At 41.3% G+C, this 20,411-nt stretch carries 16 protein-coding genes and 1 riboswitch; of the genes, 15 read left to right on the plus strand and 1 reads right to left on the minus strand.

All coding sequences use genetic code 11. The features are described 5' to 3' along the window. Positions 1-294: 294 nt before the first annotated feature. The 7 genes from murG to lpxC all read left to right on the plus strand — a co-directional run bounded on the left by murG (position 295) and on the right by lpxC (position 8,436). Positions 295-1,392, plus strand: a complete 1,098-nt coding sequence (murG, locus tag F938_RS21590) for an undecaprenyldiphospho-muramoylpentapeptide beta-N-acetylglucosaminyltransferase (protein WP_010590909.1) — start codon at positions 295-297, stop codon at positions 1,390-1,392. Between the two features lie 13 nt (positions 1,393-1,405). Beyond that, positions 1,406-2,854 (plus strand): UDP-N-acetylmuramate--L-alanine ligase, encoded by a 1,449-nt coding sequence (murC, locus tag F938_RS21595; protein WP_004826079.1) that lies wholly within the window; start codon positions 1,406-1,408, stop codon positions 2,852-2,854. A gap of 83 nt (positions 2,855-2,937) precedes the next feature. After that, positions 2,938-3,867, plus strand: a complete 930-nt coding sequence (locus tag F938_RS21600) for a D-alanine--D-alanine ligase (RefSeq protein ID WP_004826080.1) — start codon at positions 2,938-2,940, stop codon at positions 3,865-3,867. 3 nt (positions 3,868-3,870) lie between these two features. Then, entirely contained in the window at positions 3,871-4,725 is an 855-nt protein-coding gene (locus tag F938_RS21605) for a cell division protein FtsQ/DivIB (RefSeq protein ID WP_004826081.1), read from the plus strand. 63 nt (positions 4,726-4,788) lie between these two features. Then, positions 4,789-6,051 carry a cell division protein FtsA gene (gene ftsA / locus F938_RS21610; RefSeq protein ID WP_004826082.1) on the plus strand — a complete coding sequence of 421 codons (1,263 nt, stop codon included), beginning with the start codon at positions 4,789-4,791 and terminating at the stop codon, positions 6,049-6,051. A 163-nt stretch (positions 6,052-6,214) separates the two neighbouring features. Further along, entirely contained in the window at positions 6,215-7,408 is a 1,194-nt protein-coding gene (gene ftsZ / locus F938_RS21615) for a cell division protein FtsZ (protein ID WP_004826084.1), read from the plus strand. 125 nt (positions 7,409-7,533) lie between these two features. Continuing rightward, positions 7,534-8,436: a UDP-3-O-acyl-N-acetylglucosamine deacetylase gene (lpxC, locus tag F938_RS21620; RefSeq protein ID WP_009585483.1), complete on the plus strand. Its 903-nt coding sequence runs from the start codon at positions 7,534-7,536 to the stop codon at positions 8,434-8,436. Between the two features lie 98 nt (positions 8,437-8,534). On the opposite strand, the gene F938_RS21625 is transcribed toward lpxC, so the two are convergent. After that, a complete protein-coding gene (locus F938_RS21625) occupies positions 8,535-8,984 on the minus strand; it encodes a hypothetical protein (protein ID WP_004826088.1) in 450 nt (149 codons plus the stop codon). 105 nt (positions 8,985-9,089) lie between these two features. Here F938_RS21625 and F938_RS21630 point away from each other — a divergent pair, with 105 nt between their 5' ends. From F938_RS21630 to glmM, 8 genes are all read left to right on the plus strand, one after another. Then, the gene (locus F938_RS21630; protein ID WP_004826089.1) at positions 9,090-9,767 is read left to right on the plus strand and encodes a M23 family metallopeptidase; all 678 of its coding nucleotides are present in this window, start codon (positions 9,090-9,092) and stop codon (positions 9,765-9,767) included. Between the two features lie 282 nt (positions 9,768-10,049). After that, positions 10,050-12,758 carry a pyruvate dehydrogenase (acetyl-transferring), homodimeric type gene (gene aceE, locus F938_RS21635; protein ID WP_005035172.1) on the plus strand — a complete coding sequence of 903 codons (2,709 nt, stop codon included), beginning with the start codon at positions 10,050-10,052 and terminating at the stop codon, positions 12,756-12,758. 2 nt (positions 12,759-12,760) lie between these two features. Beyond that, positions 12,761-14,749, plus strand: coding sequence for a 2-oxo acid dehydrogenase subunit E2 (locus tag F938_RS21640; RefSeq protein ID WP_010590908.1), 1,989 nt, complete (start codon positions 12,761-12,763; stop codon positions 14,747-14,749). 134 nt (positions 14,750-14,883) lie between these two features. Then, positions 14,884-15,041: riboswitch (yybP-ykoY riboswitch) on the plus strand. 88 nt (positions 15,042-15,129) lie between these two features. Continuing rightward, positions 15,130-15,708, plus strand: a complete 579-nt coding sequence (locus F938_RS21645; protein WP_004826097.1) for a TMEM165/GDT1 family protein — start codon at positions 15,130-15,132, stop codon at positions 15,706-15,708. 216 nt (positions 15,709-15,924) lie between these two features. Next, on the plus strand, positions 15,925-16,722 hold the full coding sequence (locus F938_RS21650; RefSeq protein WP_004826099.1) for an oxygen-binding di-iron domain-containing protein: 798 nt from the start codon (positions 15,925-15,927) through the stop codon (positions 16,720-16,722). 90 nt (positions 16,723-16,812) lie between these two features. Beyond that, positions 16,813-17,178: a YkgJ family cysteine cluster protein gene (locus tag F938_RS21655; protein ID WP_026040289.1), complete on the plus strand. Its 366-nt coding sequence runs from the start codon at positions 16,813-16,815 to the stop codon at positions 17,176-17,178. Between the two features lie 301 nt (positions 17,179-17,479). Next, on the plus strand, positions 17,480-18,946 hold the full coding sequence (guaB, locus tag F938_RS21660; protein ID WP_004826103.1) for an IMP dehydrogenase: 1,467 nt from the start codon (positions 17,480-17,482) through the stop codon (positions 18,944-18,946). A gap of 117 nt (positions 18,947-19,063) precedes the next feature. Further along, complete coding sequence (glmM, locus tag F938_RS21665) at positions 19,064-20,395, plus strand: phosphoglucosamine mutase (protein WP_004826105.1); 1,332 nt, start codon at positions 19,064-19,066, stop codon at positions 20,393-20,395. The last annotated feature ends 16 nt before the right edge of the window (positions 20,396-20,411 follow it).

The following is a 20,411-nucleotide window of genomic DNA, read 5'->3' on the forward strand; positions in this document are numbered from 1 at the left end:
ATAGTGAGATGATCGATTTATTTTTAAATGATGCTAAAAAATAGAGTCTAGACAGACTCTATTTTTTTGGGTTGAACTGGATAAATCATGCAAAAATAAAAAAAATAACATTGAATTCTACTTTTTTTAGCAGATTAATGACAAAAGTAGTTTAAACTTTCAAAACAGTAGAAAAAAACAATGAAAGGCTTGGTGAAAAAAAGTAAATAAACTTTTCCCCATAGCGGATTGTGATTACAATTGGTTGTTTAAAATATTCGTTAAACATTTATTTTTGCATTGAAGAATTAGACCGTGACCAAACCTCAGCAAAGCACACCGAAACACGTCATGATGATGGCGGCGGGTACAGGCGGACATGTATTTCCTGCACTGGCAGTTGCAAAAGAATTGCAGCAACAAGGCAGCCAAGTGTCTTGGTTGGCAACACCAACAGGTATGGAAAACCGACTTTTAAAACAACACGATATTCCAATTTATCAAATTGATATTCAAGGTGTACGCGGGAACGGAATTGTACGTAAACTGGCTGCGCCCTTTAAAATTTTAAAAGCAACCTTAAGCGCGATGCGTTATATGAAACAGCTCAAAGTTGATGCTGTTGCCGGTTTCGGTGGTTATGTGGCAGGTCCAGGCGGTTTAGCTGCACGCTTATTGGGGATTCCAATTCTGATCCACGAACAAAATGCTGTTGCAGGGTTTACCAATACCCAATTATCACGAATTGCTACAACGGTATGTGAAGCTTTCCCAAATACATTCCCCCAAAGTGCGAAGATTGTGACGACTGGAAATCCTGTACGTGCAGAGATTACGGGGATTTACAATCCATCTTTTCGTTATAAAGAACGAGAAAATGCGCATGAACCATTACATATTTTAATTGTCGGTGGCTCTTTGGGAGCGCAGGCATTGAATGAATGTTTGCCTGAAGCTTTGAAACAGCTCAATGTGCCATTAAACATATTTCATCAATGTGGTCAAAATAAACAAGATACTACCCAAGCGTTATATGCCAATGCTCCCGATAATATGCAGGTTGAGGTTCAACAATTTATCGAGGATATGGCACAGGCTTACAGCAATGCAGATTTAATTATCTGCCGTGCAGGAGCGCTAACAGTGACTGAGGTAGCAACAGCAGGTGTGGCGGCGATATTTGTTCCATTGCCAAGTGCCGTGGACGATCACCAAACTGCCAATGCCAAATTTTTGGAAAAAACGGGTGCTGCGAAAATTTGTCCACAAAGTACCATGACACCAGATTCCCTAAAAGATTTACTCACGCCGTTGATGAACCGTCAGTTATTGATGGAAATGGCAGTTAAAGCCCGTCAACAAGCTCAACCAGATGCGACACAACGTGTGGTTGGTTTAATTCAAGATTTGTAAGTTAGAGTTGATTATGTCTCCAACAAGCCCAGCTGATAAAGCAAAGAACCTGATTAAAATTCCAGAAATGCGCCGTATTAAGCATATCCATTTTGTGGGTATTGGTGGTGCAGGTATGTGTGGTATTGCAGAAGTATTAAAAAACCAAGGTTATAAAGTTTCTGGTTCTGACATTAAAGCATCCAAAACGACAGTACAGCTTGAAGAGAATGGTATTAAAGTTTTTATTGGGCATGCAGAAGACAATATCAAAGGTGCAAATGTACTGGTGGTATCCACAGCAATTGATCCTGAAAACCTAGAAGTCAAAGCAGCAATTGAAAATCGTATCCCTGTGGTACGTCGTGCTGAAATGCTGGGTGAGTTAATGCGCTATCGTCATGGTATTGCTGTTGCTGGTACACATGGTAAAACTACAACGACAAGTTTGGTTACTTGTATGTTGGCAGAAGAAAACATGGACCCAACCTATGTGATTGGTGGTTTGTTAAATCGCACAGGCGTGAATGCTGCATTGGGAGCAAGTCGTTTTATCGTTGCTGAAGCCGATGAATCAGATGCTTCATTCCTTCATTTAGAACCAATGGCTGCGATTGTCACCAATATCGATGCAGACCATATGGACACTTATGGCGGTAGTTTTGATGTATTGAAAGATACTTTCGTGAAGTTCTTACAAAAAATGCCGTTCTATGGTTTGGCTGTGGTGTGTGGCGATGATGCCAATATTCGTGAAATCATGCCACGGATTGGTCGCCCTGTGGTGACCTATGGTTTCAATGAAGATAATGATATCCGTGCGATTGACATTGACCAAACGGGTATGCAGTCAAGCTTCACCGTATTGCGTAAAGGACGTGAACCTTTACGACTAACAATTAACCTTCCTGGTTTACACAATATTCTCAATGCATTGGCTGCGATTGGTATTGCCACTGATGAAGGTGTATCAGATGCGGCGATTGCACGCGCATTAGAAAGCTTCAGTGGGGTAGGGCGCCGTTTTCAAGTTCAAGGCGAATATCCACTCGATGAAGGCACCGTGAAACTGGTAGATGATTATGGTCATCATCCAAAAGAAGTAGAGGCAACGATTAAAGCCGCTCGAGCGAGTCATCCAGATCGTCGTTTAGTCATGATGTTCCAACCGCATCGTTTTAGTCGTACCCGTGATTGTTTTGATGATTTTGTCGATGTGTTGTCACAAGTCGACCAATTGTTATTATTAGAAGTATATCCTGCAGGTGAGAAGCCAATTGTTGGGGCAGATAGTCGCTCTTTGGCACGTAGTATTCGTTTGCGTGGTGAAGTTGAACCGATTTTAATTGACCCTGTAGAAGGTAATTTGCAGAACGTGATACAAAAAGTGTTACAAGCGAATGACTTGTTATTAACACAAGGTGCAGGTAACGTGGGAGCAATTTCTGTAGAATTGGCTCAAAACCAACTGTATTTAAAATAATTGATTTGGCTTTGTTTAAATTTGGATTTGAATAAAGCCTTAAAAATTGAAATTGACTAACTTATAAGTTTAAGGATTTAAACGTGTCAAATGCTTCTAAATTCGGCAAAGTAGCGGTGTTGCTTGGTGGTAAATCTGCTGAGCGTGAGGTGTCATTAGATAGTGGTAAAGCTGTTTTAGAAGCATTATTACGTTCAGGTGTGAATGCAGAGGCTTTCGACCCGCAAGAGCGTAGTGTGACGGAACTTGTGGACTATGATCGTGCATTTATTGTATTGCATGGTCGCGGTGGTGAAGATGGTCAAATCCAAGGTGCCTTGGAATGGATGAATGTACCTTATACAGGGACAGGCGTACAAGGTTCTGCGATTGGTATGGATAAAGTCAAAACCAAACAGATCTGGCAAGGTTCAGACTTGCCGACCGCACCTTATCGTATTATTTCAAAGGATTCTGATCTTAATGAAGTGATTGAGAGTCTTGGATTACCTTTGATCATTAAGCCCGTTCACGAAGGTTCAAGCGTGGGAATGAGTAAGGTTGAAAAAGCAGAAGACCTTATTGCCGCAATTGAAAAAGCCACTGTACATGACGCAGTCGTGATGGCTGAAAAATGGATTACAGGGCGTGAATATACCATTTCCTTTCTGAATGGTTTGCCATTACCAGTGATTCGTTTACAACCTCCAGCAGATGTAGCATTCTATGATTACGAAGCCAAATACAATCGTAATGACGTGGAATATGGTATTCCATGTGGTTTAAGCGAAGCTGAAGAAAAGAATCTTCAAGCGCTCTGTTTGCGTGCTTTCCAAGCTGTAGGTGCTAGCGGATGGGGGCGTATTGATGCGATGTTGGATGAGCAGGGTAATTTTTGGTTATTAGAGGTGAATACTGTTCCGGGGATGACCAGCCACTCTCTTGTACCTAAAGCTGCAAAAGCAGTTGGTTATAGTTTTGATGAATTGTGTGTTGCGATCTTAGCGCAAACACTCACGGAACAAGCTCACTAATTTATGGCTCAACTTCCTGCTTCGATGCGTCGCAAACGTGCGGCGATTACATCAATACACGATAAGCCACCGACACGTCAGGATAAGCTTCTGAACGTGGGTAGCTGGTTGCTTATGGTTGTTGCTATAGCTGTATTATTTGCAGGAATCTATGGTCTTTACAAAGTGATCACCGATGCGCGAGTTGCAACACTTGAAGTGGTGGGGACGAGTTCATCGGTCGAATCGCAAGCGATTACACAACACCTAAAACCTGTTGTGAAAGATAATTATTTCACTTCGGATTTGGAGCAAATTCGAGATAAAGCACTGGAAGTATCATGGGTAGACCGTGTTGTGGTATCACGCGCATGGCCAAATGGTATTCGAGTGCGCGTTATGCCGCGTCATGCAATCGCACGTTGGGGAACAGGGCGATTACTCAGTGATGCTGGAGATGTCTACAGTGAAGCAGTGGTGACCAATCATTCCAATTTGCCATTGCTCCATGGACCACTCAGCCAATCCAAAGTCATGATGCGTCGCTATAATGAAATTAACCAATTATTTCACCCAGTCAATTTACGTTTAAAAGAGCTTTATCTCACTGAACGGATGACTTGGTTTATGCAGTTTGATTCAGGTCTACGTGTGATTGTCGACCAAGATCAAACGATGAGTAAGCTACAACGTCTCAGTCACTTGGCACAAACAGACTTAAAACCCGTGTGGTCGAATATTTCTGCAATTGATTTGCGTTACCGAAATGGTCTGGCAATTCAGTGGAAAAATTCAGTTTCACCCAAAATTACCAACGGTCAGTTTGTTGTAACCAGTAATGACATAGGCGTTGCAGGTGGGATGGTTGCACAGCCATAATATGTGGCTTGAAAAAGAGGCGTAGAGCCAAACATAAACAATGAAGATAATGGTAGCAAAGCGATGAATGAAGCTGTTCCCTCAGTTGTTGCAATTGACATTGGGACACATAAAGTTTCAGTACTGATTGGTAAAGTACATGCCCCTGATAATATTCAGGTTATTGGCATGGCAAGCGCACGTAATAAAGGAATGAATAAAGGCAAAATTGTGAGCCTTGATAAAGTCACAAATGCAATTAAACAAGCCGTTCAAGAAGCTGAAGATATGGCTGAATGTCGTATACATTCAGCATGGGTGTCGATTCCAAGTACTGAATTACAAAGCCATTATGCAATTGGACGTACCCCGATTTCAAACGCAGAACGTACGATTACCACAACTGAGGTGGTACGTGCTCTAGAGTTGGCAAAAGCCAGTCATATGGCAGCTGATCACTATTTGGCGAGTGCTGTACCTTTAGGATTTGAGTTGGATGACTCAACTGAATGGGTACAAAATCCGATTAACTTATCTGCCAATAGTATGACTGCACATTATCAATTGATGATGATGCCGATCAGTACCATGCAGAACTTAGATCGCGCTATGAAAGGTGCCAATATTTCTGTTGAGAAAATGGTGGTTTCGTGTTTGGCAACTGCTGAAGGCAGTTTGCTGAAAGATGAAAAAGAATATGGTGTTTGCCTACTCGATATTGGTGCAGGTACCACCAATATCGCTGTTTATATAGAAGGTCATTTGGCTCTAGCCAGCACCATTCAATGTGGTGGTGAAAATGTCACACGTGATATTGCGACAGTGTTGCAGACCACCACTGAAGAAGCTGAACGGATTAAGTTGCTTCATGGCTGTGTCGATATCCATCAGGTCAAACCTGATCACATGATTCAGTTTGAGGCAATTGATGGTCCGCAAACCATCAGTCGCATAGAACTTGCTGAAATCATTATTGCACGTTATGAAGATATTTTAACTAAAGTGCGCTACGAACTAGAGCAGCGTGGTGCCTTGCAAAGCTTGTATCATGGTGTTGTACTGACAGGTGATGTTTGTCAAATTGAAGGCATGGTGACTTTGGCGCGTCGTATGTTGGGCGTTTCTGCACATCTAGGCAATCCACCTTTACAAGTGGTCACTGACGATCAGAACTTACCTTCATTACGTCGTTCAATGTATGCTACAGCGGCAGGCTTACTTTTATTTAGTCAAAGTGACATGCAAGAGGCGATTGAGGAGCCTGAAGTTCAAGGGGGAAGACCATTCTTTGACCGAATTGTGAATGGTTGGAATGCCTTGAATAACAAATTAAAAGGTATTTTTTAGGTGTATTTTTTTTGGGAATATTGTTAGGAAGTTGTAAGTGTTCTATCCAATACTTGACAAGCTCTGTAATGAACAGCATCCTAAAAACAATTTTTATTATTGAAGATCAAGGCAGTATACGGGCTTAAGTGACTGCCACATTATATTAGGAAATCTAAAGGTCATGGCCTCATTTGAATTTTTAGACGATGGACAAACCGATAACAACGGTCAAGCCCGTTTTACTGTGTTTGGTGTTGGCGGCGGCGGTGGTAATGCTGTACAACACATGGTGCAATCTGACATTAAAGGGGTGAAATTTGTCTGTGCAAATACAGATAAACAAGCCCTAGATCGTATGAATGCACCTTTTAAAATGCAACTTGGGGAGCAAAGTACGCGAGGTCTAGGTGCGGGTGCGAATCCAGATGTAGGTCAAATTGCTGCTGAAGAAAGCCGCGAGCAAATTCGTCAGCACCTTGAAGGTGCAGATATGGTGTTTGTCACTGCCGGTATGGGTGGTGGTACGGGCACAGGCGCTGCACCAGTTGTTGCTGAAATTGCTCAGGAAATGGGAATTTTAACTGTAGGTGTTGTGACTACGCCATTCAATTTTGAAGGTCGTCGTCGCCAGCGTTCAGCTGAAAAAGGCATCGAAGCATTAGAACAGCATGTTGATTCTTTAATTATTATTCCGAACCAACGTCTGCTCAGTGTATATGGTGACATCTCTATGCAAGATGCTTACCGTAAAGCCGATGACGTATTGTTGAATGCGGTTCGTAGTATTTTTGATTTAGTGGTACGTCCAGGTCATATTAACCTTGACTTTGCTGACTTAAAAACTGCAATGAGTACCCGCGGTTATGCCATGATGGGTGAAGGCAAAAGCAGTGGTCCAGATCGTGCTGAAGAAGCTGCACGTTTGGCGATTCGTAGCCCATTGCTTGATAACGTTAACATCATGAACGCTAAAGGTGTGTTGATCAATATCACTGGCGGTGCAGATGTGACATTACGTGAAACAGAAGTGATCACGGATGTTGTCAACCAGATCGTTGACCTTGAAGAAGGTGAAGTGTTCTTTGGTACTGTGTTTGATCCCGATGCGCGTGATGAAATTCGTGTGACAGTGATAGCTACAGGTTTGACGCGTAACGCAAGTGATGCGACTGAAGCGAAACGTAGAACACATGTAAATAGTGCTGCTCAAGCTCATTTACAACAAGCACAACATCATGCTGTAGATGAAGATGATATTCCTGCGATCAATAAACAGCGTCAGGAAGAGGGTGCACCTGTGACGGCGCCGAGTTCAAATGGTCGTTCTACGCCAATGAGTATTCAAGATTATTTGAAAAACCAACAGCGTAAATAATTGATAAATATTAATAATATTTAATATTGTCGAAAAAGGTAGTGAGATTCATTACCTTTTTTGTTTTTTATCAATGGCTAAATGTGCTAACGTATAGCGGATTTGAGAACGAAGACCGAATTAGCATGTTGAAACAACGTACCCTGAAGCGAGTCGTTAAAGCGAGTGGCATCGGACTACATAGTGGACAAAAAGTCATGATTAACTTTTTGCCTCATGTGGCGGATGGGGGTATTGTATTTCGACGCATCGATTTAAATCCACCTGTCGATATCCCTGCGGATGCCATGCTGATCCAAGAAGCATTTATGTGTTCAAACTTGGTCAGTAAAGAAACTAAGGTGGGCACGATTGAGCATGTCACCAGTGCGATTGCGGGATTGGGGATTGATAACCTGATTATCGAAGTCTCAGCGTCTGAAATTCCGATTATGGATGGAAGTGCAGGTCCATTTATTTACTTACTCATGCAAGGTGAGTTGGTTGAACAAGATGCACCAAAGAAATTTATCCGAATTTTAAAACCTGTTGAAGCACTGATAGACGATAAGCGTGCAATTTTTTCTCCTCATGATGGGTTCCAAATCAACTTTACCATCGACTTTGATCATCCAGCCTTTGCTAAAGAATATCAATCCGCAACCATTGATTTTTCAACTGAAACATTTGTATATGAAGTTAGTGGTGCGCGTACCTTTGGCTTTATGAAGGATTTAGATTATTTAAAAGCCAACAATCTAGCATTGGGGGCAAGTTTGGATAATGCTGTGGGTTTAGATGATACTGGCGTCGTCAATGAAGAAGGTTTACGTTTTGCTGACGAGTTCGTGCGTCATAAAATTTTAGATGCTGTTGGTGATTTATATTTGCTTGGACATCAAATTATTGCCAAATTTGATGGTTACAAATCGGGTCATGCACTAAATAATCAACTTTTACGCAATGTGAAAAGTGATCCAAGCAGCTATGAAATTGTAACATTTGATGACGAGAAATTGTGTCCAATTCATTTCGTCAATGTGACATAAGTCATTGTGTTCTCTAGATTGTGTTATAGTGTAACATTAATAAGTGTGAATTGAGTCATATTTTAAACAGTTTCAAATCTTAATTTTATCTATTCTGTTTACTTTTTATTGCTTGCCAAACGTAGTAGAGCTTGGCTAAGCTTAGGGTCGTTCACAAAACTAGCGGCATTTTGTAACATTTCGGATGTTGCGGGTTGCATCGAGCTTACCGTTTTATGGGGTTGTAAGGACGTTTCAGTATTGGTATTTTCAATATGTAATCGGACTTGTAGTTTTTGTAAATCACGTAGTTCATTGATTTGTGATAATTGAGAAATATACTGCTTTTGAAGATAACCGAGTTGACTAATCATGGCTTGATTTTCACCGGTAATCGTCAAAATACCGTATTGATAACAGACAACTCGCCAATTCTCAGGTTGAGGAAGTAGCGGTTGAATTAATTTAGTAAGTTTTTGCCATTCAGCAACTTGCTTTGTAAGAAACGATAAGTTTCCTGTTTTTAAGTGTTGTCTTGTTGGTTGGAAGACGTTTTTGGGTTCAGACATACATTGTTCCTACATATTTATGTCCTATCTTAAGCGCTCGTTTCACCGGATATCAAGGATGAGATCACACAAGAAACTTGACTAAGAACAGTTAAAGAGGTTTTTATGCACACGCGACGTATTTTATTAGCTTTTACACTAGCTGCTTCAGCTGCTACTGCGACATTTGCAGACTTGATTCAAACTCCAGATCGTTTAGAAAAATTATCCAAGACACTTTCTCAAGGTTCTTACAATCCAGATGATTTAGACCTTCCTGCTTCAGCAAAGATGAATGTCACGCTACGTAGTTCAGATGCTCCAATCGAGTTAAACAATGCAAGCATTGCTAAAAAATACGGTTCTAGCTCAAATTCTACTTCTCGTTATTCAGCAAGTTCTCCATATTCATGGTTAGTCACGCATCCTCTTCCAGACATGAAGCGTGTGAGTTCTGATTTTGGTGGTCGTACCATGGGTGGTCGCGCTGAACATCATTCAGGTTTAGACCTTTCTGCACCAAGTGGTACACCAATCTATGCTACAGGTCCTGGTATTGTAACCAAATCAGGTTGGGGTACAGGCTATGGTCAATATGTTGAAATCAACCATGGCAATGGCTATATCACACGTTATGCACATGCCTCACGTCTGATTGCGCGTGTAGGTGATCAAGTCAAAGCAGGTGAGCATATTGCCAATGTAGGCTGTACAGGTCGTTGCACAGGTCCACATTTACATTATGAAGTTGTAAAAGATGGTCAACGCAAGAACCCTTCTTCTTACTTAGCGATGTTGCCATAAAACAATCACGTAATTCATTGAGTGTCTATGTTGGATATTGAGGATGATATTCAGTGTCGCGTTGAATTAAATCCTGTATTCAGACTAGCATTAAATTGAATTTATATTGTATAAAAAACCGCCATTATTGGCGGTTTTTTGTTATTTTAAGTGTCATTTAGTCAACAACTATTTAGTTCCTAAATAATACCTACAATCTGCATTCGTCTGTAACGATAACTTAACAGGGCTAAAACATGATACATATAATATATAGAAAATTATTCAAGGAGTAAGTGGAAAATGGCGTATTACGGTGATAGCGACGCTCAGGAAACACAAGAATGGCAAGATGCCTTTGATTCAGTGCTCCAGCATATGGGGACTGAACGTGCTGCGTTTTTATTAGAAAAATTATATCAGCAAGCCATTTCAAAGCATGTTCCCATTCAGCGTCTAAATACTCCTTACTTAAATACCATTCCTGTAGAAGAGTCTCCAGCAATGCCGGGCGACCAAGATATGGAACGTCGCATTCGTGCATTGATCCGTTGGAATGCCTTGGCAATGGTATTGCGTGCCAATAAAACAGGTGATGACTTAGGTGGTCACTTGGCAAGTTTCGCTTCATCTGCAACTTTATATGATGTTGGTTTTAACCATTTCTTCCGCGCCAATAGTGATAGCTTTGGCGGCGATATGATTTATTACCAAGGGCACTGTGCGCCTGGGATTTATGCGCGTTCATTCTTAGAAGGTCGTTTAACTGAAGATCAATTGAGTAACTTCCGTCGTGAAGTGGGTGGTCAAGGTCTTTCAAGCTATCCGCATCCCTATTTAATGCCTGATTATTGGCAGTTCCCAACGGTTTCGATGGGTCTTGGTCCAATCATGTCGATCTATCAAGCACACATTCAAAAATATTTAATGAATCGTGGTTTGATCAAGGAAGAAAACCGTAAGGTTTGGGCTTATCTTGGCGATGGTGAAATGGATGAGCCAGAAAGCTTGGGTGCGATTTCGCTGGCAGGTCGTGAAAAACTCGATAACTTAATCTGGGTGGTTAACTGTAACTTACAACGCTTAGATGGTCCTGTTCGTGGTAATGGTAAAATTATTCAAGAGCTTGAATCGTTATTCCGTGGCGCTGGCTGGCGTGTGATTAAAGTGGTTTGGGGACGCCATTGGGACCCTCTACTTGATAAAGATACTTCTGGTGCTTTAAAAGCATTAATGGATGAAACTTTAGATGGCGAATATCAACGTTACCAAGTAAAAGGCGGTGCGTATACTCGCGAAAAATTCTTTGGCAGATATCCTGAAGCTGCGGAATTAGTGAAAGGCTTGAGCGATGAAGATATTGATAATCTAAATCGTGGTGGTCATGACCCATATAAAGTTTATGCGGCTTATGCAGCAGCAATGACCAGTAACGGTCAACCTACAGTGATCTTGGCGAAAACTGTAAAAGGTTATGGTTTGTCTGATGAAATCGAAGCAGTCAACAAAACGCATCAAATCAAGAAAATGCAACTTGATTCATTAAAATATGTGCGTGATCGCTTCAATTTGCCATTCAATGATGAACAGCTTGAAGAGTTACCATTCTATCGTCCTGGTGAAAACTCGCCTGAATTGAAATATATGAAAGCTCGTCGTGAAGCTTTAGGTGGTTATCTACCTGCACGTCGTAAAGAAAGCGAAGCTTTGGCGATTCCTGAACTTTCAGTATTTGATGGTGTATTGAAAGGCAGTGGTGGTAAAGAACAATCTACGACGATGGTGATGGTGCGCTTGATTGCAGCATTGTTAAAAGAAAAAGCCATTAAAGACCGTGTTGTTCCAATTGTACCTGATGAAGCTCGTACTTTCGGTTTAGAAGGGATGTTCCGTCAGTTGGGTATCTACGCTGCACATGGACAAAACTATACGCCTGAAGACCAAGAACAGCTCATGAACTATCGTGAAGCAAAAGATGGTCACATGTTACAAGAAGGGATCAATGAAGCAGGTGCGATGAGTGCTTGGTCAGCATTGGGTACCAGTTATTCCACCAATAACTTGCCAATGATTCCAATGTATATGTACTACTCTATGTTTGGTTTCCAACGTATTGGTGATATTGCATGGGCTGCAGGTGACTCTCAAGCACAAGGTTTCTTGTGTGGTGCAACAGCAGGTCGTACAACTTTGAATGGTGAAGGCTTACAACACCAAGATGGTCATTCACATATCTTGGCAGCAACTATTCCAAACTGCGTGGCTTATGATCCTTGCTTTGGTTATGAGTTGGCTGTGATTGTGCATGATGGTTTACAACGCATGTATGTCAATCAAGAACGTGTGTTCTACTACTTGACGCTCATGAATGAAAACTATGATCAACCTGCATTGCCTGAAGGTGCTGAAGAAGGCATCAAGCGTGGTATGTATCTATTCAACCAAGATGAAAAAGCCACAGTTCAGTTGTTGGGTTCAGGTGTAATTCTACGTGAAGTCATCAAAGCGGCACAAATTTTACGTGATGAATACCAAATTCATTCTAATGTGTGGAGCGTAACAAGCTTCAATGAGTTAGCACGTGATGGTATGGCTGTTGAAGAATACAATCGCTTGCACCCACTTGAAGATGGTAAAGAATCTTGGGTGTCTCAGCAGTTACGTGATACCGATGGTATTGTCGTTTCAGCAACAGATCATATGCGCGCATATAGCGAACAGATCCGAGCTTACCTTCCAGATAGCCGTCCATATGTAACTTTAGGTACAGATGGTTATGGTCGTTCAGATACACGTGGCAACTTGCGTAGCTATTTCGGTGTAGATGCTGCTCATATCGTGGTTGCAACATTGAAAAAACTTGCCGATGAAGGTGAAGTGGACGCACGTTTAGTGAAAGATGCGATTTCTTCGTTTGAACTTGATGTTGACCGTCCAGTTGCATGGTTACCTCAAGCACATCCATCTGTGCAAGAAGTTGCAGCTTATACTGAATCTACTGAGGAGAAATAATGATGCAAATTACAACTCCTGATATTGGTGTAGATAAGGCAACGGTTGCCGAAATCCTCGTCAAGGTCGGCGATACGATCGCTGTAGATGACAGTATCGTTTTGCTGGAATCTGATAAAGCCTCTGTTGAAGTGCCTAGCACTTCAGCAGGTGTAGTAAAACGTATTGCGGTTGCTGAAGGTGATGAAGTTTCAGAAGGTGCAGTATTGATTGAAGTTGAATCTGCTGATGCAACTGTGACAGAAGCCGCTGAAGCACCTGCTCAAGAGCCAGCAAAAGCAGAAGCTGTTGTAGAAGTTAAAACAGAGTCTGCGGCGCCTGTGGCAAATTCAGCATCTACAAATACGACATCACAAACAGTTGAAGTGAAAGTTCCAGATATTGGTGTGGAAAAAGCTTTAGTAGGCGAAGTGTTAGTAAAAGTTGGTGATGAAATTGCTGTGGACGATAGCATTGTTGTTGTCGAATCAGATAAAGCAACAGTTGAAGTTCCAAGTACAGTCGCAGGTACAGTTGAAAGTGTTGTGGTGAAAGAAGGTGACAGTGTTAAAGAGGGTGTAGTACTCATTACAGTGAAAACTGAAGGTGGGGCAGCAGCATCAACAGCATCGTCCGTTGAGATAGCGCCACAGCAAACAACGCCAGTACCTCAAGCTGCTGCACAAGAACAGTCCGCTGTGACTCAATCAGGTAAAGTTGAGGTCACTGTGCCAGATTTGGGCGTGGACAAAGCGACTATTTCTGAAATTTTAGTCAATGTGGGTGACCGTGTTGAAAAAGATCAGAGTCTTTGTGTTGCAGAATCTGATAAAGCATCTGTAGAAGTACCAAGTACAGTTGCAGGTGTGGTCAGTGCCATTCATGTGGAATTGAATCAGTCTGTGACTCAAGGTACCGCTTTGGTGACCATTGAAGCAGAAGGTCAAGCAACACCAGCTCCTCAAGCGAAACCTGCAACTCAATCATCGCAAGAAACAGCACCAGTCGCAGCTCAAGCACCGACCACTGCATCTGCAAAAGTTGAGACGCTTACTGCTGTAGACTCATGTGAGAAATTATCAAAAGCACAGCAAGCTGAAAATGCTAAAGTCTATGCGGGTCCAGCTGTGCGTAAACTTGCACGTGAATTGGGCGTTATACTTTCTCAAGTTCAAGCTTCTGGTCCACATGCACGTGTGATGAAAGACGATGTTTTTGCTTTTGTTAAAGCGAAACTGACTGCACCACAAGCAGCGCCACAAACTACAGTTGCTCAGGTTGCTTCAGGTTTACCTGCTTTACCAGACTTCAGCGCATTTGGTGGTAGTGAAATTGCGCCAATGACACGTTTACAGCAAGTGTCTGTACCGCAGTTGTCACTGAACAATTTTATTCCGCAAGTGACACAATTTGATTTGGCGGATATTACTGAGCTTGAAGCTTGGCGTGGTGAACTCAAAGGTAAGTTTAAGCAAGACGGTATAAGCTTAACCATTCTTGCTTTTATTGCGAAAGCTGTAGCGTTCTTGTTGAAAGAAGAACCTTATTTTGCAGGTCATCTTGCTGACGATCAAAAGTCAGTGGTGTTACGTAAGGAAATTCATATGGGAATCGCAGTGGCGACACCAGATGGATTAACTGTTCCTGTATTGCGCAATCCTGACCAAAAATCAATTAAGCAAATTGCGATTGAATTGGGTGAGTTGAGTAAAAAAGCACGTGATAAGAAACTTTCTCCGAAAGATTTGCAAGGTGCCAACTTTACAATTACCAGCTTAGGTTCAATTGGTGGTACAGCATTTACACCTTTGGTGAACTGGCCACAAGTTGCAATCTTGGGAATTTCACCTGCCACCATGCAGCCAGTTTGGAATGGTTCAGGTTTTGATCCGAAATTGATGTTGCCACTGTCATTGTCTTATGACCATCGTGTGATTAATGGTGCGGATGCGGCTCGATTTACCAATAAATTAACCAAGTTGTTATCGGACATTCGTAACATCTTGCTTTAAGTTTTAAAGATGAGGAAACCTCGCTTTATGCGGGGTTTTTTTATATTTAAGCCGATCAAATCTTTTGCTTTGATTGGTGTTTAAGATATTGAATAGTAAAAATTGAAAATAAACTGAAAAGCATTGTAGAATAGTTGTACTTCATTGGGGAGTAGCCGCTGTTTGTTATCAATACGATAATAAATGGGTGATGATCAACATAATTACTCAACAGAGTATGGTCATCATAGCAAAGAACCAATTTAGCTGAAGGCATGTACTCAGCTATCTTTTGTTGGCAAGACCTTTGATTTATCACTCCGCGTTGGATAGGTGACTATTCATATTGGCTAGCAGGAGGGGTAAGTCATCGGTAAATATTGCTAGCCAGAGACTTTGACATGTTAAATGCCTTCCTCATCTCTTTGGTGGTTGTTGCTTTATCCGAAATGGGCGATAAAACGCAACTACTCGCATTACTTCTTGCTGCACGTTTCCGTAAACCTATTCCGATTTTATTCGCGATTCTGATTGCGACATTGGTCAATCATGGCGTGTCAGCTGTGCTGGGGCAATGGATTACCACGGTACTCAGTCCAACTGTTCTGTTATGGATCGTTTCACTTGGCTTTATCGCCATGGCGGGTTGGATGCTGATTCCAGACGAACTGGATGATGAATCTGAAAGCATAAATAAATGGCAGAAATATGGGGTCTTTGGTGCAACATTTGTGTTGTTCTTCCTGGCTGAAATCGGTGATAAAACTCAAATTGCGACCGTAGCACTTGCTGCACGTTTTGACAGTATCGGATGGGTCACTCTAGGGACTACACTGGGCATTATGTTGGTCAATGCACCTGCTGTATTTATTGGTAATAAGTTGGCAGATAAATTACCAATTTCTTTAATTCATAAAATTGGCGCAGCGATATTCTTTATCATTGGTGTTGCCGCATTGGTACAACATTACTTTTTTTAAGGCTGTTTTTTCGATGCAGCTTTAAGCTGTGATTGGATCAGCACCTTTTCAAGATAAAAAACTCAACCTAGTGTTGGGTTTTTTATTATTTTGAGAATAATCACACAAATAATCATAAAACTTAGGTTGTATATTTATTGTAACTTTGAAGAAAACCTTATATGTTGTATGGGATAAATAAAGATTTATTTTAAAAAAGGTTTTGGGGTTCTGGGTATGGCTTTAGATCGCACCACATCGCAAGTTTTGTTTGATAATGGCACACATAAATGTATTAGTTTTACCAGTTTGGTGAAAGGCGAAGGTGTACAAGCCAATCAATTTTTGATTCTCAATAATGAACGTGCAGCAGTTTTGGATCCAGGTGGTGATTTAACTTATGTACCTTTAACTATGGAATTAAATAAATACACACGTTTGCAAAACCTAGACTATGTGATGGCATCTCATCAAGACCCTGACATTATTACCTCAATGCCACGTTGGTTAGTGTATACCGATGCTAAAGTGGTCGCTTCTAAGTTGTGGGCGCGCTTTTTACCTCACTTAAATTCCGCTTTTATGAGTGACCGTATGAAAGGCGGTTGGCTAGAGCGTTTGATTGAGTTACCTGATCAAGGGGGTTCAATTCCTTTGGGTGAAACTCGAATTATTGTCGTTCCTGCACATTTCTTACATTCAGTAGGGAATTTTCAGTTTTACGACCCCATCTCTAAAATTTTATTTTCTGGGGATATGGGGGCATCTATTGTTGATGATGCATCTACACCGATAGATGATTTTAATAGTCATATTCCAAGTATGCGTGGTTTTCATCAACGGTATATGTGTACCAACAGAATCATTCGCTTATGGGTGAAAATGGTGCGTCAGATGGATATTGAGATGATCGTGCCTCAGCATGGCAAACCTTTTATTGGAAAGGAAATGATCAATCAATTTTTAGATTGGATTGAAAATTTACAGTGCGGTGTTGATTTGATGGATGAGACCGTGTTTACCTGTCCTCAATAAAAAAACTCAAAAAATCTATTGTGTTTGGATACGACTTTTTTTAGGATTTTCTTGCCAAAATCTTAAACTGATAACGAGAATCTTAAAAAAATGTTGTCACAAATCTCAGCACAGGATGCATGCTTAAACTGTGGGGCGTGTTGCGCCTTTTTCCGAGTCTCATTTTATTGGGCGGAGGGAGAAGCAATGCCTTCAGATTATGTAGAACCGTTAACTGCAGTATATTCATGTATGCAAGGGACCAATCAAAAACAACCCCGTTGTATTGCATTGGATGGTGTTGTTGGACAGCAGGTCAGTTGTACCATGTATGAACAACGCAGTTCATCTTGTAAAGAGGTGCAAGCTGGGGATGCACAATGTGCCAAAGCAAGGCAGGCACATAATTTAATTCCTTTGATTGATATTGATGTCATGACACCCAGTAATGATGAAGATTTTGATCAGGTGTGCTAATGCTGCAATGGGGAAGTTTAGGATATGAGAAGATTTTTTTTACAAGAGATACAAGCTCTAATCATATATTGAGTCGTTTTTTGACAGTAGCCTAGAGTTGTTTAAAAAGCAGAGACTGTCAGCTGACAGTTTGCTGTGGTGTTAAATCTACTATAATTTTATATTCAAAGCCCATTTTTATTTCAATAAGATACTGAAAAATAAAGGGTGATCGAGAATAAGATAAATCCGCACAATAAAAAATGAAAATTGAACGGAAATTTGTATATAATAGCTCACGGAAATTACCAGCGAGACTGTTATGTTGACCATCGTTCAAGAAGCGTTAACCTTCGATGATGTCTTATTACTCCCTGCCTATTCTACTATCCTCCCAAAAGATGTCTCTCTAAAGACACGCCTCACACGCGGCATTCAACTGAACATACCTATGGTTTCAGCAGCAATGGATACAGTGACTGAGTCACGTATGGCGATTGCAATGGCGCAAAATGGTGGTATCGGTATTTTACATAAAAACATGGATATTTCTGCGCAAGCTGCAGAAGTTCGCCGTGTGAAAAAATTTGAAGCAGGCATGGTGAAAGATCCTATCACCGTGACTCCTGAAACGACGATACGTGACTTGATTGCGATTACTCAAGCCAACAATATCAGTGGTGTTCCTGTTGTTAAAGACGGCAAGGTTGTTGGAATTGTGACAGGACGAGATACTCGTTTTGTGACCAATTTAGAGCAACCTGTAAGTAACATCATGACCGGGCAAGATCGTCTTGTGACTGTTCGTGAAAATGAGTCTAAAGAAAATATTCAAGCATTGTTACAACAACATCGCATTGAAAAAGTGTTGGTGGTGGATGATAACCATGCCTTAAAAGGTTTGATTACTGTCACTGATTTCCGCAAAGCAGAATCTTATCCAAATAGCTGTAAAGACGAATTAGGTCGTTTACGTGTTGGTGCTGCGGTGGGTACTGGTGCAGAAACGCCAAGCCGTGTTGAAGCTTTAGTAGAGGCAGGTGTCGATGCGATTGTGGTAGATACTGCGCATGGTCACTCTGCAGGCGTGATTGAGCGTGTACGTTGGGTCAAAGCCAATTTCCCACAAGTTCAAGTCATTGGCGGAAATATCGCAACAGGTGATGCGGCATTGGCATTGCTTGACGCGGGTGCAGATGCTGTAAAAGTCGGGATTGGTCCTGGTTCAATCTGTACAACACGTATTGTTGCGGGTATTGGTATGCCGCAAATTTCAGCAATTGATAGTGTTGCAAATGCACTGAAAGATCAAATTCCGTTAATTGCTGATGGTGGTATCCGCTTCTCTGGCGATATGGCAAAAGCGATTGGTGCTGGTGCAAGTACCATTATGGTGGGTTCACTCATGGCAGGTACTGAAGAAGCACCTGGTGAAGTTGAATTCTTCCAAGGTCGTTACTACAAAGCTTACCGTGGTATGGGGTCTTTGGGTGCAATGGCAGGTGCAACAGGTTCTGCAGACCGTTATTTCCAAGACTCTAAAGCAGGTGCTGAAAAGTTAGTTCCTGAAGGTATTGAAGGTCGTGTACCTTACAAAGGACCAATGGGTAACATCGTACATCAAATGATGGGCGGTTTACGTTCATCAATGGGCTATACAGGTTCCGCAACCATTGAAGATCTTCGCCAAAATGCAAAATTTGTGAAAATTACTGCAGCAGGTATGCAAGAGTCGCATGTGCATGATGTCACGATTACTAAAGAAGCACCGAACTATCGAGTGGGTTAATCTTTTGTAATATTTTGATTGAAAAAAGCCGTCAGTTTATGACGGCTTTTTTATTTTGGTGTAAAGTATAAACGTGAAAAATTGATTGTTATACAACGCATAATAAGTGGGTAAAAAATGAGTTATTTCGGTACAGACGGGATTCGTGGAAAATTTGGTGAACTCCCAATTACCCCTGAATTTGCACTTAAATTGGGGTTTGCCGCGGGTAAAGTATTAAAGCAAATTAGCCCAAAAACAAAACCTATTGTGGTTTTAGGTAAAGATACACGTTTATCTGGTTATATTCTTGAAGCAGCATTACAGGCAGGCTTAAATGCAGCAGGTGTTTATGTGCACTTGTTAGGACCGTTACCTACCCCAGCGATTGCCCATTTAACACGTGCATTGCATGCCAATTTAGGGATCGTCATTTCTGCATCACACAATCCTTATTTTGATAATGGCATTAAATTTTTCTCAGATGAAGGCAAGAAACTACCTGATACGATTCAAGAAGCGATTAACCGTGAATTAGAAAAAGATATAGTCATTGAAGACACCGCTAACTTGGGTAAAAGTGTACGTGTTAAAGATGCCAATGGGCGATATATTGAATTTTGCAAATCGACGTTCCCGTATCATTTCAATTTACGCCATTTAAAAATTGTTGTGGATTGCGCCAATGGTGCAGCTTATAGCGTGGGTCCTGCGGTGTTCCGTGAATTGGGTGCCAAAGTGATTGCACTTTATAATGATCCTGATGGTTTAAATATCAATAAAGATTGTGGGTCAACACATCCTGAAAACTTACAAAAAGCTGTTGTGGAGCATCAAGCAGATTTAGGCATTGCTTTTGATGGCGATGCTGACCGTGTTGTATTGGTTGATCGTCATGGAAAGCTGGTAGATGGTGACCATATTCTTTATATCTTAGCCACACAGTCTTCACAGAAACCAGCAGGTGTAGTGGGTACAGTGATGAGTAACATGGCTTTGGAATTGGCATTGGAAAAGGCAAAAGTACCTTTTGTACGTGCTAAAGTGGGTGACCGCTATGTTTTACAAAATCTAGAAGAAAACAACTGGGTCATTGGCGGTGAGCCATCAGGTCATATTTTGACTTTAGACAAGAGCACAACAGGTGATGCCATTATCGCGGCACTGCAAGTATTGACGGTGTTGGTTGAGCAAAATAAAGCTTTGGATGAATTGGTCGCCGAGTTTAAAACTTTGCCCAATGTGTTGGTCAATGTACGCCTTGAACAAATGTTTGACCCATATGCAGTGCCTGCCTTGGTTGCTGAATTTGATAAAGCAGAAACATTACTCAAAGGGCGTGGTCGAATTTTAATTCGTAAATCTGGGACTGAACCGATTATCCGTGTTATGGTAGAAGGTGATGATTTGCAAGAAGTCACTGATTTAGCAAATCATTTAGCAGATGCTGTACGCAAAAATGCTGCCTAAAAATAGTATCTAATCT

This window comes from Acinetobacter bereziniae LMG 1003 = CIP 70.12 (genome assembly GCF_000368925.1).
Taxonomy (GTDB): Bacteria; Pseudomonadota; Gammaproteobacteria; order Pseudomonadales; family Moraxellaceae; genus Acinetobacter; species Acinetobacter bereziniae.